Annotated in this window: 16 protein-coding genes; 11 read left to right on the top strand and 5 right to left on the bottom strand. The window is 61.6% G+C overall.

Features of this window, described 5'->3' with window-relative positions; all coding sequences use genetic code 11:
* The first annotated feature begins 13 nt into the window (after nt 1-13).
* The 3 genes from ONR57_RS21725 (at nt 14) to ONR57_RS21715 (ending at nt 1512) form a co-directional block, all read left to right on the top strand.
* On the top strand, nt 14-715 hold the full coding sequence (locus ONR57_RS21725; RefSeq protein WP_265125795.1) for a response regulator transcription factor: 702 nt from the start codon (nt 14-16) through the stop codon (nt 713-715).
* Nucleotides 716-841: 126 nt separating this feature from the next.
* On the top strand, nt 842-1114 hold the full coding sequence (locus ONR57_RS21720) for a type II toxin-antitoxin system VapB family antitoxin (RefSeq protein ID WP_308198736.1): 273 nt from the start codon (nt 842-844) through the stop codon (nt 1112-1114).
* Nucleotides 1111-1512 (top strand): type II toxin-antitoxin system VapC family toxin, encoded by a 402-nt coding sequence (locus tag ONR57_RS21715; RefSeq protein WP_265125793.1) that lies wholly within the window; start codon nt 1111-1113, stop codon nt 1510-1512. Before ONR57_RS21720 ends, ONR57_RS21715 begins: the two co-directional genes overlap by 4 nt.
* Before the next feature lie 107 nt (nt 1513-1619).
* On the opposite strand, the gene ONR57_RS21710 is transcribed toward ONR57_RS21715, so the two are convergent.
* Genes ONR57_RS21710 through ONR57_RS21700 form a run of 3 tightly spaced genes read right to left on the bottom strand, consistent with a single transcriptional unit; the run spans nt 1620 to nt 4884 of the window.
* Complete coding sequence (locus ONR57_RS21710) at nt 1620-2651, bottom strand: aromatic ring-hydroxylating dioxygenase subunit alpha (RefSeq protein ID WP_265125792.1); 1032 nt, start codon at nt 2649-2651, stop codon at nt 1620-1622.
* Nucleotides 2648-3649 (bottom strand): PDR/VanB family oxidoreductase, encoded by a 1002-nt coding sequence (locus tag ONR57_RS21705; protein ID WP_265125791.1) that lies wholly within the window; start codon nt 3647-3649, stop codon nt 2648-2650. The genes ONR57_RS21710 and ONR57_RS21705 overlap by 4 nt, the downstream gene beginning before the upstream one ends.
* Nucleotides 3646-4884 (bottom strand): cytochrome P450, encoded by a 1239-nt coding sequence (locus tag ONR57_RS21700; protein ID WP_265125790.1) that lies wholly within the window; start codon nt 4882-4884, stop codon nt 3646-3648. Before ONR57_RS21700 ends, ONR57_RS21705 begins: the two co-directional genes overlap by 4 nt.
* Before the next feature lie 196 nt (nt 4885-5080).
* Here ONR57_RS21700 and ONR57_RS21695 point away from each other — a divergent pair, with 196 nt between their 5' ends.
* Nucleotides 5081-6367 (top strand): CdaR family transcriptional regulator, encoded by a 1287-nt coding sequence (locus tag ONR57_RS21695; RefSeq protein ID WP_265125789.1) that lies wholly within the window; start codon nt 5081-5083, stop codon nt 6365-6367.
* A 332-nt stretch (nt 6368-6699) separates the two neighbouring features.
* Here the strand turns inward: ONR57_RS21695 and rhuM are convergent, their stop codons facing one another.
* Together rhuM and ONR57_RS21685 are read right to left on the bottom strand one after the other, a co-directional pair.
* A complete protein-coding gene (rhuM, locus tag ONR57_RS21690) occupies nt 6700-7659 on the bottom strand; it encodes a RhuM family protein (protein ID WP_265125788.1) in 960 nt (319 codons plus the stop codon).
* 334 nt (nt 7660-7993) lie between these two features.
* The gene (locus ONR57_RS21685; protein WP_265125787.1) at nt 7994-9019 is read right to left on the bottom strand and encodes an AraC family transcriptional regulator; all 1026 of its coding nucleotides are present in this window, start codon (nt 9017-9019) and stop codon (nt 7994-7996) included.
* 128 nt (nt 9020-9147) lie between these two features.
* On the opposite strand from ONR57_RS21685, the gene ONR57_RS21680 reads away from it, so the two are divergent.
* The 7 genes from ONR57_RS21680 to ONR57_RS21650 all read left to right on the top strand — a co-directional run bounded on the left by ONR57_RS21680 (nt 9148) and on the right by ONR57_RS21650 (nt 18695).
* The gene (locus ONR57_RS21680; RefSeq protein ID WP_265125786.1) at nt 9148-10665 is read left to right on the top strand and encodes an NAD(P)/FAD-dependent oxidoreductase; all 1518 of its coding nucleotides are present in this window, start codon (nt 9148-9150) and stop codon (nt 10663-10665) included.
* The gene (locus ONR57_RS21675; protein ID WP_265125785.1) at nt 10662-11588 is read left to right on the top strand and encodes an alpha/beta hydrolase; all 927 of its coding nucleotides are present in this window, start codon (nt 10662-10664) and stop codon (nt 11586-11588) included. The genes ONR57_RS21680 and ONR57_RS21675 overlap by 4 nt, the downstream gene beginning before the upstream one ends.
* A gap of 80 nt (nt 11589-11668) precedes the next feature.
* The gene (locus tag ONR57_RS21670; protein ID WP_265125784.1) at nt 11669-12379 is read left to right on the top strand and encodes a TetR/AcrR family transcriptional regulator; all 711 of its coding nucleotides are present in this window, start codon (nt 11669-11671) and stop codon (nt 12377-12379) included.
* 322 nt (nt 12380-12701) lie between these two features.
* Nucleotides 12702-13472, top strand: a complete 771-nt coding sequence (locus ONR57_RS21665) for a lysophospholipid acyltransferase family protein (RefSeq protein WP_374116506.1) — start codon at nt 12702-12704, stop codon at nt 13470-13472.
* Between the two features lie 35 nt (nt 13473-13507).
* Nucleotides 13508-15115 carry a succinic semialdehyde dehydrogenase gene (locus tag ONR57_RS21660; protein WP_265125782.1) on the top strand — a complete coding sequence of 536 codons (1608 nt, stop codon included), beginning with the start codon at nt 13508-13510 and terminating at the stop codon, nt 15113-15115.
* The gene (locus ONR57_RS21655; RefSeq protein ID WP_265125781.1) at nt 15112-16863 is read left to right on the top strand and encodes a GMC oxidoreductase; all 1752 of its coding nucleotides are present in this window, start codon (nt 15112-15114) and stop codon (nt 16861-16863) included. The genes ONR57_RS21660 and ONR57_RS21655 overlap by 4 nt, the downstream gene beginning before the upstream one ends.
* The gene (locus tag ONR57_RS21650; protein WP_265125780.1) at nt 16860-18695 is read left to right on the top strand and encodes a long-chain fatty acid--CoA ligase; all 1836 of its coding nucleotides are present in this window, start codon (nt 16860-16862) and stop codon (nt 18693-18695) included. Before ONR57_RS21655 ends, ONR57_RS21650 begins: the two co-directional genes overlap by 4 nt.
* Nucleotides 18696-18703 lie beyond the last annotated feature (8 nt).

Genomic DNA, 18703 nt, shown 5'->3' with positions numbered 1-18703 from the left:
TTACCGTGGTCAAATGGGCTGTACCCCGGCGCCCGTGCCAGCCACGGCGGCCAACGTCAGACAGCGAAAGATTCAGGGACTCATGATCGACGTTCTGTTGGTGGACGACCACACGATCTTCCGCGCCGGACTCATGCGCCTCCTCGAGGAGGATCGACGCATTCGCACTGTCGCGCAGGCAGACGACGGCGCGTCAGCCCTCCGGCTATTGCGCGAACGCTCTTTTGACGTCGTGCTGCTCGACATCAACCTTCCAGTGCGGAGCGGCATCGAGTTATTACCGTCCCTCCAGCGCCTGGATCCACAGCTACCAGTCATCGTGCTGAGCATGTACTCCGCGAAGCAGTACGCGATCCGTGCCTTCGAGGCCGGAGCGCGCGGCTACGTGTCCAAAGATATGGACGCTGAACTCCTGCTCGAGGCGATCCACAAAGTCGTCGAGGGTGGCCGGTACATCACACCAGAGGTTGCAGAACAAATGCTGGAGAAGCTCGATTCTCTTCAGGGTGAGGATCGCCACCTCCAACTGTCTGAACGTGAATACGCGGTCATGATCAAAATTGCCAACGGCGTGAGTCTGACGGCAATCGCACAGGAAATGCATATCAGCATCAAAACCGTCAGTACTTACCGATCGCGACTGCTCAAGAAGATGGGCCTGGACGGCAATGCTGCTTTGGTTCAGTACGCCATGAGGAATCGTCTCATCGACTGATTGGGGTCACTCATTGCAGCGAGGACGCGCGTGCTCTTGAGCAGCTTCCGGTTCGGGTCGTCGACGCGCTTCCGCGGCGGGCGCTATGATCCACAGCAAGGTAGACTTCTACCATGCAAGGGAGGAATGGTAGATATGGGGTTAAATATAAAAAATGAGCGCGTGCACGCTCTTGCGCGTGAAGCTGCCGCGCGGACGGGGCGATCTCAAACGAGTGTCATCGAGGAAGCTTTGCGGCTTCTTCTGGAACGACTCGGCGATGAGGACGAGCATGCCGCAAGGGGGAAAGTGCAACGTATCGACGTAATACTGCAGGACATCGATGCCCGGCTGTCCGATCAAGACCGTGAAATGCTGATTACTGACGACCTCTACGATCAGTCAGGGCTGCCGGAGTGATCGTTGACGCATCAGCATTGCTCGCAATTCTGAAAAATGAGCCCGAGCGTGCCGCATTTGTTCGCGCTCTTGCATCGGCCGATAGGCTCCGCATGTCTGTTGTGAACTATCTCGAAGTGGCGATCAAGATTGACCGGCAACCGGACCCCGTGGTCACGCGACGCTTCAATGAGCTTGTTGACGCTCTTGGCCTGGAATTGGTCGCCGTCACCGTTGAGCACGCGGGCGTCGCTCGCGAGGCGTATCGAGATTTCGGTAAGGGGAGCGGTCATCCAGCACAACTCAACTTTGGAGACTGCTTCGCTTACGCGCTAGCCATCTCAGCGGGCGAGCCACTGTTGTTCAAGGGGGACGACTTCACGCACACCGATGTGGTCGTGGCGGAGTTTTCACTCTGAGTATGGGGTTGATACTTCCCGTGCATCGTCGGGCAACGTGACCACGTGGCGATCGAGTAGGGCGACCTCGTCGGCCTGCACTACTCGCTCGACCGCCTCACGCTGTGTCAACTCTGCCGCCCACCGTGTGCATGCAGGGCGATCTGGCGGGCCCGTACCGCAGCGCGATCCGCTTTCACGTTGAGGTCGCGCCGGGGTGCCATTCCGGCCTGAAGATCCTCGGCATGCCGCATCTGAATTTTCTCCAGGACGGCGGTGTCACGCATCGCCATCTCGTGGAACATTGTTCGCAAGTACTCTGTGACACCGTCGTCACCGCGGGCGTAGTCACGCTGGATACGCAGGAACACGTGTGTCGCAGTGGGGCTTTCAGGTGTGAAGCCCTGAATCCGGATAAGTGTGTACGGCGTTGCGCCCGAGGGATCGATAACGTAGCGCTGCACGTGCAGCGCGGGGGACACGAACGACCCTTCTTCAAGACGGGGCAGCGCAGTGCTGGCGGCGAGTTGCGCGACCTTCAATTCCCATTCCGCTGGCCGGGTCGGAGCCGTCAGGCGTGAGTGCGACACTGACATTTCGGAAACTTCGACTTCCTCAAGCGGAGGCAGTGTGTGGATATCCGGCGGCGCGGCCTCGGGGTACATCGAGAAGACGTTTGTCAGGTCGAGATAGTGTTCGTGCAGCAGCAGGTAATTCGCCTGTACGGGCAGCGCCTCGACTGATGAGGTCCATCCCTCGCCGTCGGCCGACCACGGCATTCGAGGCGGTGGGCGCAAGCTGGCCGCGCCCGGGTCACCCAGCCAGATCCAGACGAACCCAGACCTTTCTTGCACTTGATACTTTGTCAGCCGCGCGCCGCGCGGAACATTCGTTTGAGAGGGCACGCCGACCAGTCGGCCATCAGGGTCGTAAGTGAAACCGTGGTAGCCGCACACGATGCGGTCGCCTTCGCAACGACCTTCAGACAGCGGATAGGCGCGGTGGAGACAACGGTCCTCGAGAGCGACAACCGCCCCTGTGGCGCTCCGGTACAGCACTACGGGTTTGTCCAGTAGCCGCCGTGCCAGCAAATTTCCACGCGTCACCTCCGCGCTCGTCGCGGCGACGTACCAGCAGTTGAAGGGGTAGTTGGTTTTCATAGGTCCAGCACCAGCCTTTCGGACCGGGATCGCGAAACGCAGATCAGGATGGTGTCACCGCTGTCCCGTTCGGCGTCGGATAGGACCGAGTCGCGGTGGTCGGGGGTCCCTTCCAGGACGTCGCATTCGCAGGTGCCGCAGACGCCTTCCATGCACGAGCCGAGGACATCAACGCCGACTGCCTCGACAGCGTCGTAGATGGTCTTGCCGGGCGGGACATCCACGGTGACCCCAGAGCGCTGGCATTCGACAACGAAGGGTGCGTCGCCCTCTGGTGCGGGCTCCACGGCTTTCGCCGCGAAACGCTCCACTTGCAGGCTTCCAGCAGGCCAGTGATCGCACGCCTTCTCAACAGCAGTGAGCAGGCCTTCAGGCCCGCAGCAGTAGACAACGGTGTCGTTCTGCGCTTCAGCCAGCTCCGCCGCGATGTCGATGCGCCCCGTCTCGTCTTTAGGGCTGATGACGACACGATCGCCGTGCTTCTCGAGGTCATCGACGAAGGCCATTGTCTTCCGGGAACGCCCGCCGTACAGCAGCCGCCAATCGGCGCCCGTAGAGATGGCAGCACCGATCATCGGCACCATTGGGGTGATCCCGATACCTCCGGCAATAAACGTGTACTTGCGCGAATTGACGAATGGAAAATGGTTACGGGGACCACGAACGCGTACTGTGGCGCCTTCGCTCAAACTGTCATGGACGAACTGCGAACCGCCACGGCTGGCCGGATCGAGCAGCACTCCGACCTGCCACTCTTTGCGGTTGGACGTATCGCCGCAGAGCGAGTACTGGCGCACGAGCGTTGGTGTCATCATCAGGTCGATGTGCGCGCCAGGCGACCAATCAGGCAGGTCCGCGTCATCTGGGTCCGCCAGGGTGAGGACGACGACGCCCTCCGCCACCGTCTCGCGCTTACGGACCTGGAGGTCGAGCTCAACTTCCCGGTACGCGCTTTTACTGCGCTGGGGTGAATCGGCAATCACGTTTGGAGCGGTCATGACGTCCGCCGAACGGGAATCGAATTGTACTGGTTCAGAAACAGCGCACGCACACGTGTGGGCTCGCCGTCGAGTTGGAGGTCTGGGAAGCGCTTGAGTGTCTGCTCAATCCACAGCTTCAGTTCCAGGCGGGCCAGATTGGCGCCGAGGCAGAAGTGGCGTCCGCGTCCGCCGAACGCCTGGTGCTTGTCCGCGAGTCCAGGCCGGGTGATGTCGAACGTGTCGGGGTTGTCGAAGGCTGTTTCGTCGCGGTTCGATGCGAGATACCACAGCAGAACGCGGTCGCCTTCTTTGATCGTCTTACCGTGCATTTCGACATCACGGGTCGCTGCTCTCGCCATGAACGCGAAAGCGGGATAACAGCGCAGCCCTTCCTCAACCGCAGCGTCGATCAGTTCCGGCTTCTCGCGTAACTGGGCGAGCAACTCGGGGTTGCGCAGCAGTTCGAGCATGGTGGCGCTGTAGGTGGCTCTGGTCGAGTCGTTACCAGCGGACATCAGCAGGATGAAGAACGTCGCTAGCTCAAGCTCATTGAGTTTCTCGCCGTCGACTTCAGCGTTCATGAGGGCAGTGATCAGGTCATCCTGAGGATTCTGGCGACGCTGTTCGATCAGCCCGTTGACGTATTCGATGACCTCCGTGACGATGGCCGCGGTATCCGACCATTGCTCACGGATAGCGGGGTCTTCGAAGGCGGTAAAGACGTTCGTCCAATACACCAGCTTGGCGTCGTCTTCCGGTGGGGTACCGAGAAACGATCCGATGACACGCGCCGGTATCGGCCGTGCGACTTCTGCGACAAGATCGAATTGTTTCTTATCCGCCACACCGTCGAGCACGTGACCGATGATCTGCCTGATGTGTGCTTCGTGTTCGGCGACCCGCTGTGGCGTGAAGGCCTTGATGACGAGCGCTTTGAGCCGGTCATGGCGCGGCGGGTCCATCGAAATCATTTGCAGCCGCTGAATGTCGAGCGGGACGCCGATGTCGTCGAAGTGGAAGATTCCGCGTTTCTCCGATGAGAACGTCTTGTGGTCGCGGCTGACGGCACGAACGTCGTCGAACCGTGTGATCGACCAAAATCCGCCCTCCTCCGGAGCTGAGCGTTGCGGGCTGAAATGCACCGGATCCTCGCGCTGCAATCGCTTGAACAGTGCATAGGGAGGGCCGCCGTCCCACACCCGTGGGTCAGCCAGATCAATGCTGCCGAGGTCGCTGTGCGCTGTCGTACTCATGGGTGCCTCGCTTTGTCGGTGAGATACAAGATCGGAAAGCAGTTTCTGTGGGGTGCTTGGAAGAAACGGTACGGTCAGCGTGCGTTCGCGCCGATGGTGCGGCGATACCAACTTCATCGGATAGTTTGTAACGGCGATACAAAATTGAGAGTGCGAATCACGCACAGATCCAAAGGTCCAGAACTACGCTGCGCACATGGCGCACCGTCAATTTGGTGACCCTGACCGGGCCGCAGTCGCGCATGCCGCGGCAGCGATCACCACACAGCTGGATGACCGCGTGGGTGACGTCGCGCGCGCTACCCAAGAGACGCTGATCCGTGAAATACCGGAGTTGCGTGATGATGCTCAGCTACTGCAGTTGCTCCACGACACAGTGGTGGCGAACATCGACACCGTTTTCGCTGCTATCCGCAACGACATCACGCTCGACCACATTGAGCCCCCGACAACCGCGCTGGAATACGCACGCCGGCTCGCGCAGCGGGATGTCTCTGCGGACGCTCTGGTGCGCGCCTACCGGATTGGTCATCAAACAGTCCTGAACGTTGTGATGGCGGAGATCCGCAACTACGGCCTCGAATCCGGTGTGATGCTCGATGTGATCGAATGGATCACCGCGATCACGTTTAGCTACATCGACTGGATCTCGCAACGCGTGATCGGGGCCTATCAGGACGAGCGAGACCGCTGGCAGGCAAGCCGCACCAGCCTGCGCGCGTCACGTATCCGGGAACTTCTCGAAGCCGAGCACACCGATGCTGATATCGATGTGCTTACCTCGGCCATCAGCTACCCGCTGCGGCGGACACACCTGGCGCTCATTCTGTGGTGCAACGATCAGCGAGGCGGTGGAGAACTCGCCGTCATCGAACGGTTCGTGCAGAGGCTCGCTGACAGCGGCGAAGCGGGCGTGGAGGCGCCACTGTTTGTTGCAGCCGACCGGCTAACGGGGTGGGCGTGGATCCCGATACTCGCAGACGCTAAAGCGACTGTGCTGCAACGGATACGAGAGATAGCTGAGGCGGACTCGGGTGCCCCGTTCCTCTCAGTTGGTCAGCCCCTGCCCGGCTTGGAAGGTTTTCGCCGTTCGCACCAGCAGGCGCGTGAGGCCCGCATCGTGGCGCTCGCTGCCGCACGGCCAGACGTTCGGATTATTAAGGCTAGTGAATGTGGTGTCTTGCTCGCGGGACTGCTCGCCGAAAAGGGTGAGGCAGTGCGGGCATGGGTGCAGGAGGTCCTCGGGCCGCTCGCGTCAGACACGGCAGGCGACGAGCGACTCCGTGAAACGTTGCGCGCGTTCCTGCGTGCTGAATCAGGTTACAAAAGCGCGGCTGAGCACCTGCACATGCATCCGAACACCGTCAGATATCGCGTCCGCCGGGCCCTGGAACGCCGCGGTCGCGAGATCAGCGACGATCGACTCGATGTCGAGGTTGCGCTGCTGCTGTGTCAGTGGCTTAGGGGTGAGGTGGTGGGCTGAATGCGGGCGTCCATGGAATGCCAGCGGTATTGCACTCAGACCGGCGGAGCACATTTGTTCATGAGTTGACCTATTCGGTCGCGGACGGCCTCGGGCAGGAACGTCTTTTGGCTCCTTGCTGTGGCCTTGTACTCAGTGATCCCTAGGATAGTGCCCACCCGATTCGATTCTGATAGACGGGCTGACCGGACTGCAGCGTGTCGCTTAGCTGCTAGTCGACAGACGCATCTTGGCTGCCGCCCGCCTGTAGATTTCTCGCCGCGCGGTGGTTTTTCCATCCGCTAGCGCAGCGATTGCGGGCATTATGAAGGTCTCCCATTTGGGTAACTACATCATCTGTCCGACCCTTCGGTGATCATGCGGATAAGTAGCGAGACCATCAGGTCTTTCTCCCTGGGATCGCTCATGGCGACCATGAGCGTGATGGCGGCGAGCGCGTTGTTGGTAATGCGCGGATTGCCGCCTTCATCCTGCAGAACGCCGTTGCGGGCGAGAAAAGTAACAAACAACGCCGCTGCGCTGCGCTTGTTGCCGTCGGCAAATGGGTGATCCTTAACCACGAGGTACAGCACGTTCGCGGCCTTCTCTTCGACCGTTGGATAAAGGTCCTTGCCGCCGAAGCTCTGGTAAATGGCCGCTATCACTCCGTCCAGTGCTTCGCCCCGCTCACGTCCGAACAGTCCATCAGACTGGAACTCGGCTGCTATTTGGCTGATCACTGTGCGCGCTTCCTCAATTGTGAGAGTCCAGCCCGGCACCGCCGAAGGGTGCGTGTCGATGCGTCCGTCGTCGTAGTCGCGCAGCAGGGTGAGGCCGGGTAGGTAGCCGGAAAGGACATCGGCGACTCCCGCGACGAGCTCGTCGGTAGAACGACTGAGGATGCGGACGATAGAGCCGAGTTGCTCTAGACGTCGCTCGTTGATCGCGGCTCCTTCGACGAGATACTTCTTCAAGACACTGTTTGCCCAGCGCCGGAAGTGGACACCTTCGGTCGACTTGACGCGGTATCCGACCGAAAGGATCATGTCCAGGCTGTAGTGTTCTAACTGCCGTGTGACTACCCGGTCGCCTTCTGGCTGAACTGTCGCAAATTTTGCGACAGTTGAAATCCCGGCGAGTTCTTCGCGGCCCGCATTCGAGATGTGCTTGCCAATCGTTTTGACGTCGCGGCCGAAAAGAGTTGCGAGTTGCTGCCTGGACAACCACACAGTTTCGCCGTCGGCACGCACCGCGAGCTCAACCGTCCCGTCTTGAGTCCGATACATCTCCACCTGCTGAGGTGAAGCGGTCATTGCGCACTCCTTTCTAAGTCCGCGACGATCGCGCTACGAAATTCGGGCTGGCGGGCGATAATGCGGGCAATGTCAGGGTTCAGCACCGTGATGTCAGTGGTTCGCGGGTGTCCTTCGCCTTGAAGACTCGATCCAAAGTCTCGTGCATGGTCTCGTCGTTTTCCGCGCGTCCCTTCCGCCAGGCGGGTAACTTTTCATTGACGGGATGTGGCTGCAGGTCATTTTCAACTCATCACCCTCTTATCCATTTTCCCAGCTTGCGTGAGTTTCAGGCCCCTATCCCATCGCCGGGTTTCATAGCGAAGCTTGCCAGACACCACTGACAATTCGTGGCTCACCGGGCGCCACTCACTCGCGCCCGATACTCGCGCGGTCCCAGTCCTTTCCAGCGCCGGAAAGCCTGTGAAAAGCTCGATACTTCGAGGTATCCAAGCCGGTGGGCGACGTCAGCGACTGGCATCCGTCCCGTGATCAGAAGTTCCTCGGCGAGGCCTTCCCTTATCTCATTGATCAAGGCGCGCAGCGAGGTTCCTTCCGAGGCGAGCTGTCGGCGCACGGTTCGTGTACTGGTATGCAGTTCGCGGGCGACTTCATCAAGCGTGAGCGGCTGCGCTGGATTAGCGAGCAGCAGGTCACGCACTTGCCCAGACAGGCCCGCCCGAGATTTGCGCTGGTTGAGCAGGTCGCGGCATTGTGACTGCGCGATTGCTCGCGCGTACTCGTTCGCTTGCGGCAGTGGCTGATCCAGAAAAGCGGGGTCGATTGCAAGAGTGTTCTCCTCGGCGCCGAAGATCGGTGTAACACCGAAGGTCTCGGCGTACCGCTCGATTCCGTCGTCTGGCTCGGGAAATGTGAAGGTCACCCGTCGCGCCGGGACTGGCTGCGCGAAAAGTTCCTGTTGCAGCGTCGTAATCGCGGCGCTGTCCCGTTCCGTGACGAAGCGGCGCACAGCGACAGGCGCTTCACTGGGGTCGAGAACGAGCCATACCTCGTCTCCGTGCTGCCGTGCAGTGATCTGGCAGAACGCGAAGGTCAGTCCCACGAATCGCAAGCCGACGTCGATGGCGTCACGCAGTGTGGGACTGCTGATGAGCGCGAACCCCCAGATCCCGTACGTGGTGAGGTGGTATTGCCTGCCCACTTCGAGTCCGAGGCCAGGTTCGCTGTGGAGCGCATCGACGATGTTGCTGATGATGCGGAGCTCTTGCCGTGCGTCGACTTCGGTGGCTGGATTGCGCAGGTCGCCCAGAGTGAGCCGAGTCCCTTTGAGGCACGTCTCAGGCGGGGTGCCGCGTGATTGCGCGAACTGAACGAGAAGAGCCGCGCTAGCCGGCGAGCGCGGCAACGCTTCTCTAATCACAGTTCCCCCGGTACGCCGTGGCCATATCTAGTAACTCTCCGGCCAATTATCACCTGTTAACCACGTTCTGACCTCAATATTCTCGATTTCAGTCCCAATTCCGACGAGCACAATGCGAGGACACGAACATGGCAGTTCAGGGAGCAGCCCGGCGTGCACACACACCTTCAGTCGCCATCATCGGCACCGGCTTCGGCGGTTTGGGTATGGCGATCCAGCTGAAGAAGGCTGGCTTCGACAACATCACTCTGTTCGAGAAGACCGATGATGTTGGCGGTGTGTGGCGCGACAACGACTACCCAGGTGCTGCCTGTGATGTCCCCTCGCACCTCTATTCGTTTTCCTTCGAGCCGAAACCCGACTGGTCACGCCGCTTCGCTCCGCAAGCGGAAATCCACCAGTATTTGCGCGACTGCGCCCGCAAATACGGCCTGCTGCCACACATCAAGTTCAGCACGGAGGTGCGTGGCGCGGAATTCGACGAGCAGGCCGGGAACTGGATGATCGAAATCGCTGACGGTTCCACCCATCGGGCTGACGTCGTTATCACAGCAACTGGACAGCTCAGCCGGCCTGCCTATCCCCGCATCCCGGGCATCGACACCTTCGAAGGTGAGATCTTCCACTCCGCCACCTGGAACCATAACTTCCAACTGGAAGGGAAAAAGGTAGCTGTCATTGGCACCGGCGCTTCGGCGATCCAGTTCGTCCCAAGGATTGCGGCGAGTGGTGCGCAGGTGGAACTGTTTCAGCGGGACGCCGCGCATGTGATCCCGAAGCCCGACTACGCCTACTCCAAGGCCGCGGTCGAGCTGTTCCGTCGTGTCCCGGGAGTTGTGCGGCTTTCTCGGTGGGCTACCTACGCCACCCTCGAACCGCGCGCACTCGCGTTCACCACGTTCCCACAGGCGATGAAGATGATCGAGTGGCGCTTCAAACGTCACCTCAAGCAGAACATCCATGATCCGGCGCTTCGTGCGAAGCTCACACCGAAAGATCCGATGGGCTGCAAACGCATCCTGATTTCCAACGAGTACTACCCGGCACTCGCGCAACCGAACGTGGATGTGGTGACGGCCGCGATCACGGAGATCACGCCTGACGGGGTGGTTCCCGCTGATGGCGAACTGCATAAAGTTGACGCCATCATTCTGGGCACGGGATTCCAGGCGACAGAATTCCTCTCACCAATGGAGTTTACGGGCCTCGGCGGGAAGACCCTCAATGAGGAGTGGCGAGACGGAGCGGAGGCGTATCTTGGCATCAGTGTCTCGGGCTTCCCGAACCTCTTCATGCTGTACGGCCCGAACACGAACCTTTCGCACAGCTCGATCGTGTTCATGCTCGAATCTCAGATCCGGTACATCCTGCAAGGTGTCAGACGTCTGGCCAAGGGCGATATCAAGTGGCTCGACGTGCGGCAGCACGTCCAGGGCACCTTCAACGCGCAGGTGCAGAAGAAAATCGGTGCGACAGTCTGGGCTGAAGGCTGCTCAAGCTGGTACAAGACGGCGTCTGGCAAGGTGACGAACAACTGGCCGGGCTTCACGTTCGCGTACCGCCGCGCAACGCGCAGGCTCAACGAGAGCGACTATCACGCTGAGCCCGCTCGCGCACCGCAGTATGTGGGTGCAGTTGCCTCATGAGCTTTCAGCGCCAGCTCATGAAACTGGTAATTCGCGGCATTGTCCGTCCGGCACTCAGCCCCGGCGCGCCGGTGCAGCGCCAGCGCCGCGTGCTCGAACTTGCGGCGCGGGTCGCAAGGACGCCGCGGGGAGTCCAGGTCCGCCGGATCTCATTGCGTGGATGCGCGGCCGAATGGATCACTACCCCCGGCGCGGACCCCCACAGCGCGGTCCTCTATCTCCATGGCGGCGGCTACACGGTGGGCTCGCCCGCAACGCACCGGGCGCTGGCCGCTCACCTGTCAGCCGCATCCGGGATGCCCGTGTTTGTGGCTGCGTACAGACTCGCTCCCGAGCATCCTTTTCCGGCGGCGCTCGACGATGCTGTCACCGCGTACGAAGCGCTGTTAGAGCGTGGTCTCGCTGCCGAGCGGATCACGGTTGCGGGGGACTCCGCTGGGGGTGGCCTCGCGCTTTCGCTCTGTCTCGCGATGCGGGACCGGGGGATGCCAGCACCCGCGGGGCTTGCGCTGCTGTCACCGTGGCTGGACCTCACGCTGACAGACGTTTATGACGACGATCGTGATCTGATGCTGCGCGCCAGCTGGCTTCGTGCTTGCGCCGAAAGGTACTGCGCTGGGGATCCTGGAGCCGCGGCGGCGGGAGCGGCGGTGCTCGCACCGCTATCGGCGGACCTTACGGGACTCCCGCCCATGCTCGTACATGCGGCCAGTGATGAGATCCTCCGTCCCAGTATCGAACGATTCGTTGCGCGCGTGCGCAGCGCGGGCGGGAGGGTGCGCTACCGGAAGCTCAGCGGGATGTGGCACGTGTGCCACCTGCACGCGGGGTTACTTCCCGAATCCGGTAGCGCGGTGCACGAAGTTGGCCACTTCTTGAGAGAAACTGCCACGCGGCTGTCCGGTGACGTACACCACCAGTAAGTACACATGTCTGTCAATATGTGTACTTACTACACACAGAGTGCTATTCTGTAAATCAGATCAGCAAATCAGGAGATCCCATGCCAAGTCCCGCGGGCGCAACGTCAGTGCCGGAACAGTCGCGTGGTGGCCTCATGGCGAGGAGGCCGACGATGATTCATGCGTCCACTAGTCTGAAGCGCATGGTTGAGGCCGAGTGGTCGCCAAATCGGTACCAGCGAACAGCGCTGAGTCTCATGCGCAGTGGCCTCCTAGATGCCCTTGGTGAGCAACTCAGGATCAAAAAGTGGTCTGCGGTCACAATGGCGGACATCGCCGCTGCAGCCGGTGTCAGCCGCAAAACGCTCTATAACGAATTTCAGTCCCGCAGTGGGCTCGCCCGCGCCTACGCGGCCCGCCTCACCGGTGAGATTGCTGACGCGATCGCCCGGGAAATTCAGGCCAGATCTGGTGATCCATACGGTGCTATCCATGCGGCGTACAGCGACTTCTTCGACCGCATCGAAGCGGATCCGCTCGTAGCTTCGCTGCGCGGCCCCGACGCGCCGATTGACCTGCTGCGAATGATCACTGTGGACAGCCAGTTCCTCGTGGATGATGCGTCGCCAGTCATCGCGGAGGCATTCCAGCACAGCTGGGTAGGGGCGAGCGAGCGCGACGCAAACGTCTTAGGCGAAGCAATGACTCGCACCGCATTGAATTTCGTTGCACTCCCGCCCAAGGATCGCGAGGAAGCGATCTCAGGCGTGGCCAGTATCTACGCCCCGTACATCGAGGCAATTTCTGCGTAGCTGAACGACCCAACAACATCATCGCGCCGATTCGCGGTACATCCTGCCCACTCGGCGTGCCTCAACAACTCCGCGTTCACCTGGGCCAGGGAACGCTCATCCGTCATACCCCAAGGAAGGTGTCATGCCTGCAAAAGCCCTAACGACCACGCAGCCCGCCCCAGCTCCACAGCGGAGTTCGTCAGTGACTCCCGCACGCAGCGCGCACCAGATCCTGCCGGTGAAATCCCGAGCGCAGAAAGGGCATCGTGATCCCCTTTCCCGGTTCATTGCCCGCCGGGTAGCGAACGCTCAGACATCAGAAGGGCCGAACTCCACCTTCATGCGCCTGCTTCAGCGGCCCATATGGGACGTCCTGTGCGACCGCTACTTCCGCCTAGAAATTGACGGGTGGGAACGGTTGCCGAACGAGCCGTCACTCCTCGTGGGTGTGCACTCCGGCGGATCACTCACAATGGACGCCTGGACGCTCGTGCATGCCTGGCACCGGCGCTTCGAGGGCAAGCGCATCCTGCACGGCACCGCTCACGACGTCCTCATGGCCGCGCCCCTCATCGGTGACTATTTCAAAGCGGTGGGTGTCATACCCGCATCGCGGCACGGGGTCTCAGCGGCTCTCGGGGCAGGCCGCGACGTGGTCGTCTGGCCTGGTGGCGAGCAAGACGCGATGCGCAGCTGGAGCAAACGGGACAAGGCCGTACTCGCGGGGCGAAAAGGATTTGTGCGGCAGGCCATCCGATCGGGTGTGCCCATCGTGCCCGTAGCAACAATCGGGGGCCATGACACCGTCTTCGTCCTCTCCGAGGGCCGGGCACTCGCACGGTGGAGCGGGCTGAGCAAGCGGCTGCGCGGTGCGACGATGCCGATCATCTCTGGATTCCCCTTCCCGCTGGCAATCGAGATCCTGCCGATGCACATTCCGCTGCCCGCCAAGATCCGAACCGAGATCCTCGACCCCATCACCGTGGACAGCGACCCAGAGCGGGCCAACGACGCAGAGTACGTCGATGCGATTTACCAGCAGGTTGAAGCCGCGATTCAGGCCGGGATGGACCGGCTCGCGCGCCGTCGCCGTTTCCCGATCTTCGGCTGAAACGCCCATCCACTTCCCACCCCGAAAGCACCACGATGAGCATCCACCTCCAAGAACTGACATCGAACGTTACTGGCCGTCACACGGTCGAGCGGCCCACGACTCTCACCATGGCTTCAGTCACGCACCTGGCTACACGAATCACCGCCGCACCCGATGCGCAGCGGGCCATTACGACCGCGCCGTACGACGGCTCGATCATCGCGGACCTGCCCGTCTCAACTGCTGAGGACGTCGATGAGGCGTTTGCCATGGCGCGTGAGGCGCAACGGGCTTGGGCGGCAACGCCTATCAGGAACAGAGCGAAAGTTATCGCGCGCTTTCATGACCTCGTCTTGAGGCGTCAGAACGAGATTCTCGATCTCATGCAGGTCGAGAACGGTAAATCCCGGAAAGACGCTTTCCTGGAAGTCGCGGACATCGCACTCACGGCCCGCTACTACGCTCGTTCGGCGCCGTCACTGCTGAAAGCGAAGCGTCGTCGCGGCGCGTTCCCCGTGCTGACCCACACCACGGAACTGCGGCACCCGAAAGGCGTCGTCACGGTGATCTCACCGTGGAACTATCCTTTCAGCCTTGCCGCTGGAGACACCATTCCGGCCCTGCTCGCAGGCAATGCGGTTGTGCAGAAACCCGATACCCAAACTGCGCTCAGCGCGCTGTGGGCTGTGGACCTCATGTACGAGGCGGGTTTGCCAAAGGGGTTGTGGCAGACAGTGATCGGCCCGGGCAGGGTGCTTGGTGATGCTTTGATGCGCGGCTCCGACTACATGATGTTCACCGGCTCCACCAATTCGGGGCGAGCGATTGCAGGTGATGCGGGCGAGAAACTGATCGGCGCGTCACTAGAGCTCGGCGGAAAGAACGCCATGATCGTCCTCGGCGATGCGGACCTCGACAGAGCGGCCGAGGGCGCGGTACGCGCGTGCTTCGCATCCACTGGCCAGTTGTGCATCTCGATCGAGCGGCTGTACGTGCATGCGTCGGTATACGAGGAGTTTGTGACGCGGTTTATCCGGCGTATCAGCGAGATGCGTGTCGGTGCGGCTTTCGACTACAGCTGCGACATGGGATCACTGACCTCCCAGTCCCAGCTCGCTGCCGTGACGAGCCACGTGGACGACGCGGTCGCCAAGGGTGCCACAGTTCTCGCCGGCGGCAGGGCCCGCCCCGATCTTGGCCCGCTGTTCTACGAGCCGACGGTGCTCGCGGGCGTGACATCTCAGATGGAGTGCTACCGGAACGAAACCTTCGGCCCCCTCGTATCGATATATCCATTCAGTGACGCGAACGAAGCGGTGAGACTCGCCAACGACACCCGCTACGGGCTCAACGCCAGTGTGTGGACCCGCGACGGCAAACGCGGTCGCGCACTCGCCGCCCGGCTGCATGCGGGCACCGTCAACGTCAATGAAGCATTCGCCGCTGCCTGGGGCAGTGTGGACGCCCCGATGGGCGGAATGGGCGATTCCGGTCTGGGCCGCCGCCATGGAGCGGAGGGCCTGCTCAAGTACACCGAGGGCCAGACGATAGCTCACCAGCGAGTCATGGGCTTCCGGCCGCCCGGCCGGATGAGCTTCCCGCTGTGGGCGGCCGCCCTCACCGCGGCTTTCGTGGTGATGAAGAAAGCGGGAATGAAATGACAAGCAGCACTTTTGATTACGACGTTCTTGTCATCGGCTCTGGATTCGGTGGGTCGGTCGCGGCGTTGCGGCTCACTGAAAAGGGCTACCGAGTTGGTGTGCTCGAGGCGGGCCGCCGCTTCGACCGCCACACGCTCCCAAAAACCTCGTGGGACCTGCGGAACTTCCTCTGGGCACCAAAGCTCCGGTGCTTCGGCATGCAGCGTATTCACATGGTCAAGGACGCGGTGATCCTTGCGGCGTCGGGGGTTGGCGGCGGATCGCTCGTGTACGCCAACACGTTGTACGAACCGCTTGAGCCCTTCTACAACGACAAGCAGTGGGCACATATCACCGACTGGCGCTCCGAGCTTTCTCCGCACTATCGGCAGGCCAAGTCCATGCTCGGTGTGCAAACCAACCCGGACGTCACTGCTGCCGATGAGGTGATCAAGCAGGTGGCCGAAGAAATGGGTGCAGGCGAGACGTACCATTCCACCCCGGTCGGCGTCTGCTTCGGCGGTCCGGACACCATGCCTGGTGAAGCCCTTGGTGACCCGTATTTCGGCGGCGTCGGCCCGGAGCGCAACGCGTGCATCCGCTGCGGTGAATGCATGACGGGCTGCAAGTACAACGCGAAGAACACTCTCGACAAGAACTATCTGCACCTCGCTGAACGCAATGGAGCAGAGGTTCGCCCGCTCACGACGGTCACCTCGGTGCGACCGCTCGACGGCCATGGTTACGCCGTCGACACAGTTCGTACCGGGCGCAACGCGCGGCGGCGAAAGAATCTCGCCACGTTCACCGCTGAACAGGTCGTCTTCGCGGCCGGAACGTACAACACCCAGAAGCTCTTGCACCGATTGCGCGACGAGGGCACACTCCCGGCGTTGTCGCCCCGGTTGGGCGAACTCACGCGCACCAACTCGGAATCGATCCTCGGCGCCAAGAGCCGTACCGCGGCCAACGACTACACCCGCGGCGTTGCGATCACCTCGTCGTTCCACCCGGACGAACACACCCACATCGAGCCGGTACGGTACGGCAAAGGCAGCAACGCCATGGGTTTGCTCCAAACCGCACTCACTGACGGCGGCAAGAAGATCCCCCGCTGGCTTACGTGGGTGCTGACCATGCTCCTGGGGCCGCGCAACCTCACGTGGTTCTCCGTGCGCCGCTGGTCTGAGAAGACCATCATCCTGCTCGTCATGCAGACGCTCGACAACTCGATCAACATCCGCGGAAAGAAAGGCTGGTTCGGCTCGTACCGGCTCACCTCCAGCCAAGGGCACGGTGCACCGAACCCCACCTGGATTCCCAAAGGCAATGAGACCACGCGCCGCGTCGCCGAGAAGATCGACGGCGTTCCCGGTGGCACCATCGGTGAAATCGCGAATATCCCCATGACCGCCCATTTCATCGGCGGGTGCCCGATCGGCGATAGTCGCGACACTGGCGTCATCGACCCCTGGCACCGCATCTATGGTCACCCTGGCCTGCACGTCACCGACGGTTCAGCGATCACCGCGAACCTCGGTGTCAACCCGTCCCTCACCATCACTGCCCAGGCCGAACGCGCACTCGCCTTCTGGCCCAACAAGGGAGAATCCGACAACCGGCCACCCGTCGGATCGGCGTACACAAGGCTCGCGGCCATCGCACCTAAATACCCGGCAGTTCCCGAACACGCGCCCGCGGCCCTCCGGCTGCCAATCGCCGCTGTCACGCACGGCGCCACCCCCTTCACTGACAAGGAAGCATCATGACCATCACGCAAAACACCGCACCTGCCTCTGGGACAAGAGAGTTCAGCGCACCAGCGACGTATACGATCAACGACACTGCCTCCTGTGCCGACGCGGTCGCGCGTCACGCAGCGGACACCCCCGGGTTCCCGCTGTTCCAGCGCAACATCGCCGGCGCCTGGACCGCCGTGAGTGCCGCGCAGTTCAAGAATGACGTCTACAGCGCTGCGAAAGGTCTTATCGCGCTTGGTGTCAATCAGGGAGACCGCGTGGCGCTGCTCGCGAACACGCGCTACGAATGGGTGGTTCTCGACTACGCCATCTGGTCGGCCGGTGCGGTAACCGTGCCGATCTACGCCTCATCCTCGCCGGACCAGGTCGCCTGGATTCTTGAGGACTCGGCAGCGGTCGGACTGATCGTGGAAACGGTGCAGAACAGGGAGACCCTCGATGCGGTGAGCGCCGCGGCACCCGCGCTCACCACCGTGCTGGTGATCGACGGCGGAAACGTTTCCGCGCTGCAAGAGCTCGCCGTGGCTGGACAGGACGTGGCGGACTTCGCCGTCGGTGAGAGAGTGGCAGCGCTCACTGCCGCTGATCCAGCGACGCTGATCTACACGTCGGGCACCACCGGACGTCCCAAGGGTGTGCAATTGACGCACCGCAATTTGCTGTCGGAGTCAGCATCTATTCTGGCCTCAAGCTTCTCGTCGCTGCTCCGAGAAGGCAACAAGACCCTGATGTTCCTGCCGCTCGCGCACGTTTTCGCGCGCGCGATCTCGGTCGCGTGCGTGGAAGCGAAAGTCACCGTAGGCCACACGTCCGACATCCCGAATCTTGTCGAGCATCTCGGAAGCTTCCAGCCAAACCTCATCCTGTCAGTGCCGCGAGTGTTCGAGAAAGTCTATAACTCGGCCCGGCAGAAAGCCCACGACGCGGGCAAAGGCTCGATCTTCGATAAGGCTGCTGATACGGCGATCGCCTGGAGCCAGGCACAGGACGCTGGGAAAACCCCGCTCCCGCTCGCGATCAAACACGCGGTATTCAACAAGCTCGTGTACAGCAAGCTGCGGGCGGCGCTTGGCGGACAGTGCGAACTCGCGATCTCCGGCGGCGCCCCGCTGGGCGCGCGCCTAGGGCACTTCTTCCGTGGGATCGGCGTGACGATTTACGAAGGGTACGGGCTCACGGAGACCTCAGCGGCGATCACCGTCAACACTATCGGCAGGCAGAAGATCGGTACCGTGGGCCGTCCACTGCCCGGCAACCGGGTTCGTATCAATGATGACGGCGAGGTGTTGCTGGCTGGGCCGGTCGTGTTCTCCGGCTATTGGCAGAACGAGAAGGCGACAGCCGAATCGATCGTGGACGGATGGTTCCACACTGGCGACCTGGGGAGTCTCGACAGCGATGGCTACCTTTCCATTACGGGCCGTAAGAAAGAACTGATCATCACCGCAGGCGGCAAGAACGTGCCCCCGTCCGGCCTCGAAGACGTGCTGCGCTCGCATCCTCTGATCAGCCAGGCGATGGTAGTCGGCGATCAAAAGCCCTTCATCGGCGCGCTCATCACCATCGATCACGAAGCGTTCCCGGGCTGGAAGGAACGCAATGGCAAGTCTGCGGGGGCGACCGTTGCCGACCTGCGTACGGACGCAGACTTGCTGGTCGAGATAGAGCAGGCCGTGATGGCGGCCAACAAGGCCGTCTCCAAGGCTGAGTCGATCAAGAAGTACAAGATCCTTGATGTCGACTTCACGGAGGCCACCGGTGAGCTGACGCCGTCTATGAAGCTCAAGCGCAACGTGGTTGCGGAAAAGTTCGCGCCCGAAATCGAGTCCCTGTACAGCTGACAACGCCC

It is taken from the genome of Hoyosella sp. YIM 151337 (assembly GCF_026041215.1).
Taxonomy (GTDB): Bacteria; Actinomycetota; Actinomycetes; order Mycobacteriales; family Mycobacteriaceae; genus Hoyosella.
This window is presented reverse-complemented; position numbering and strand designations above follow the sequence as displayed.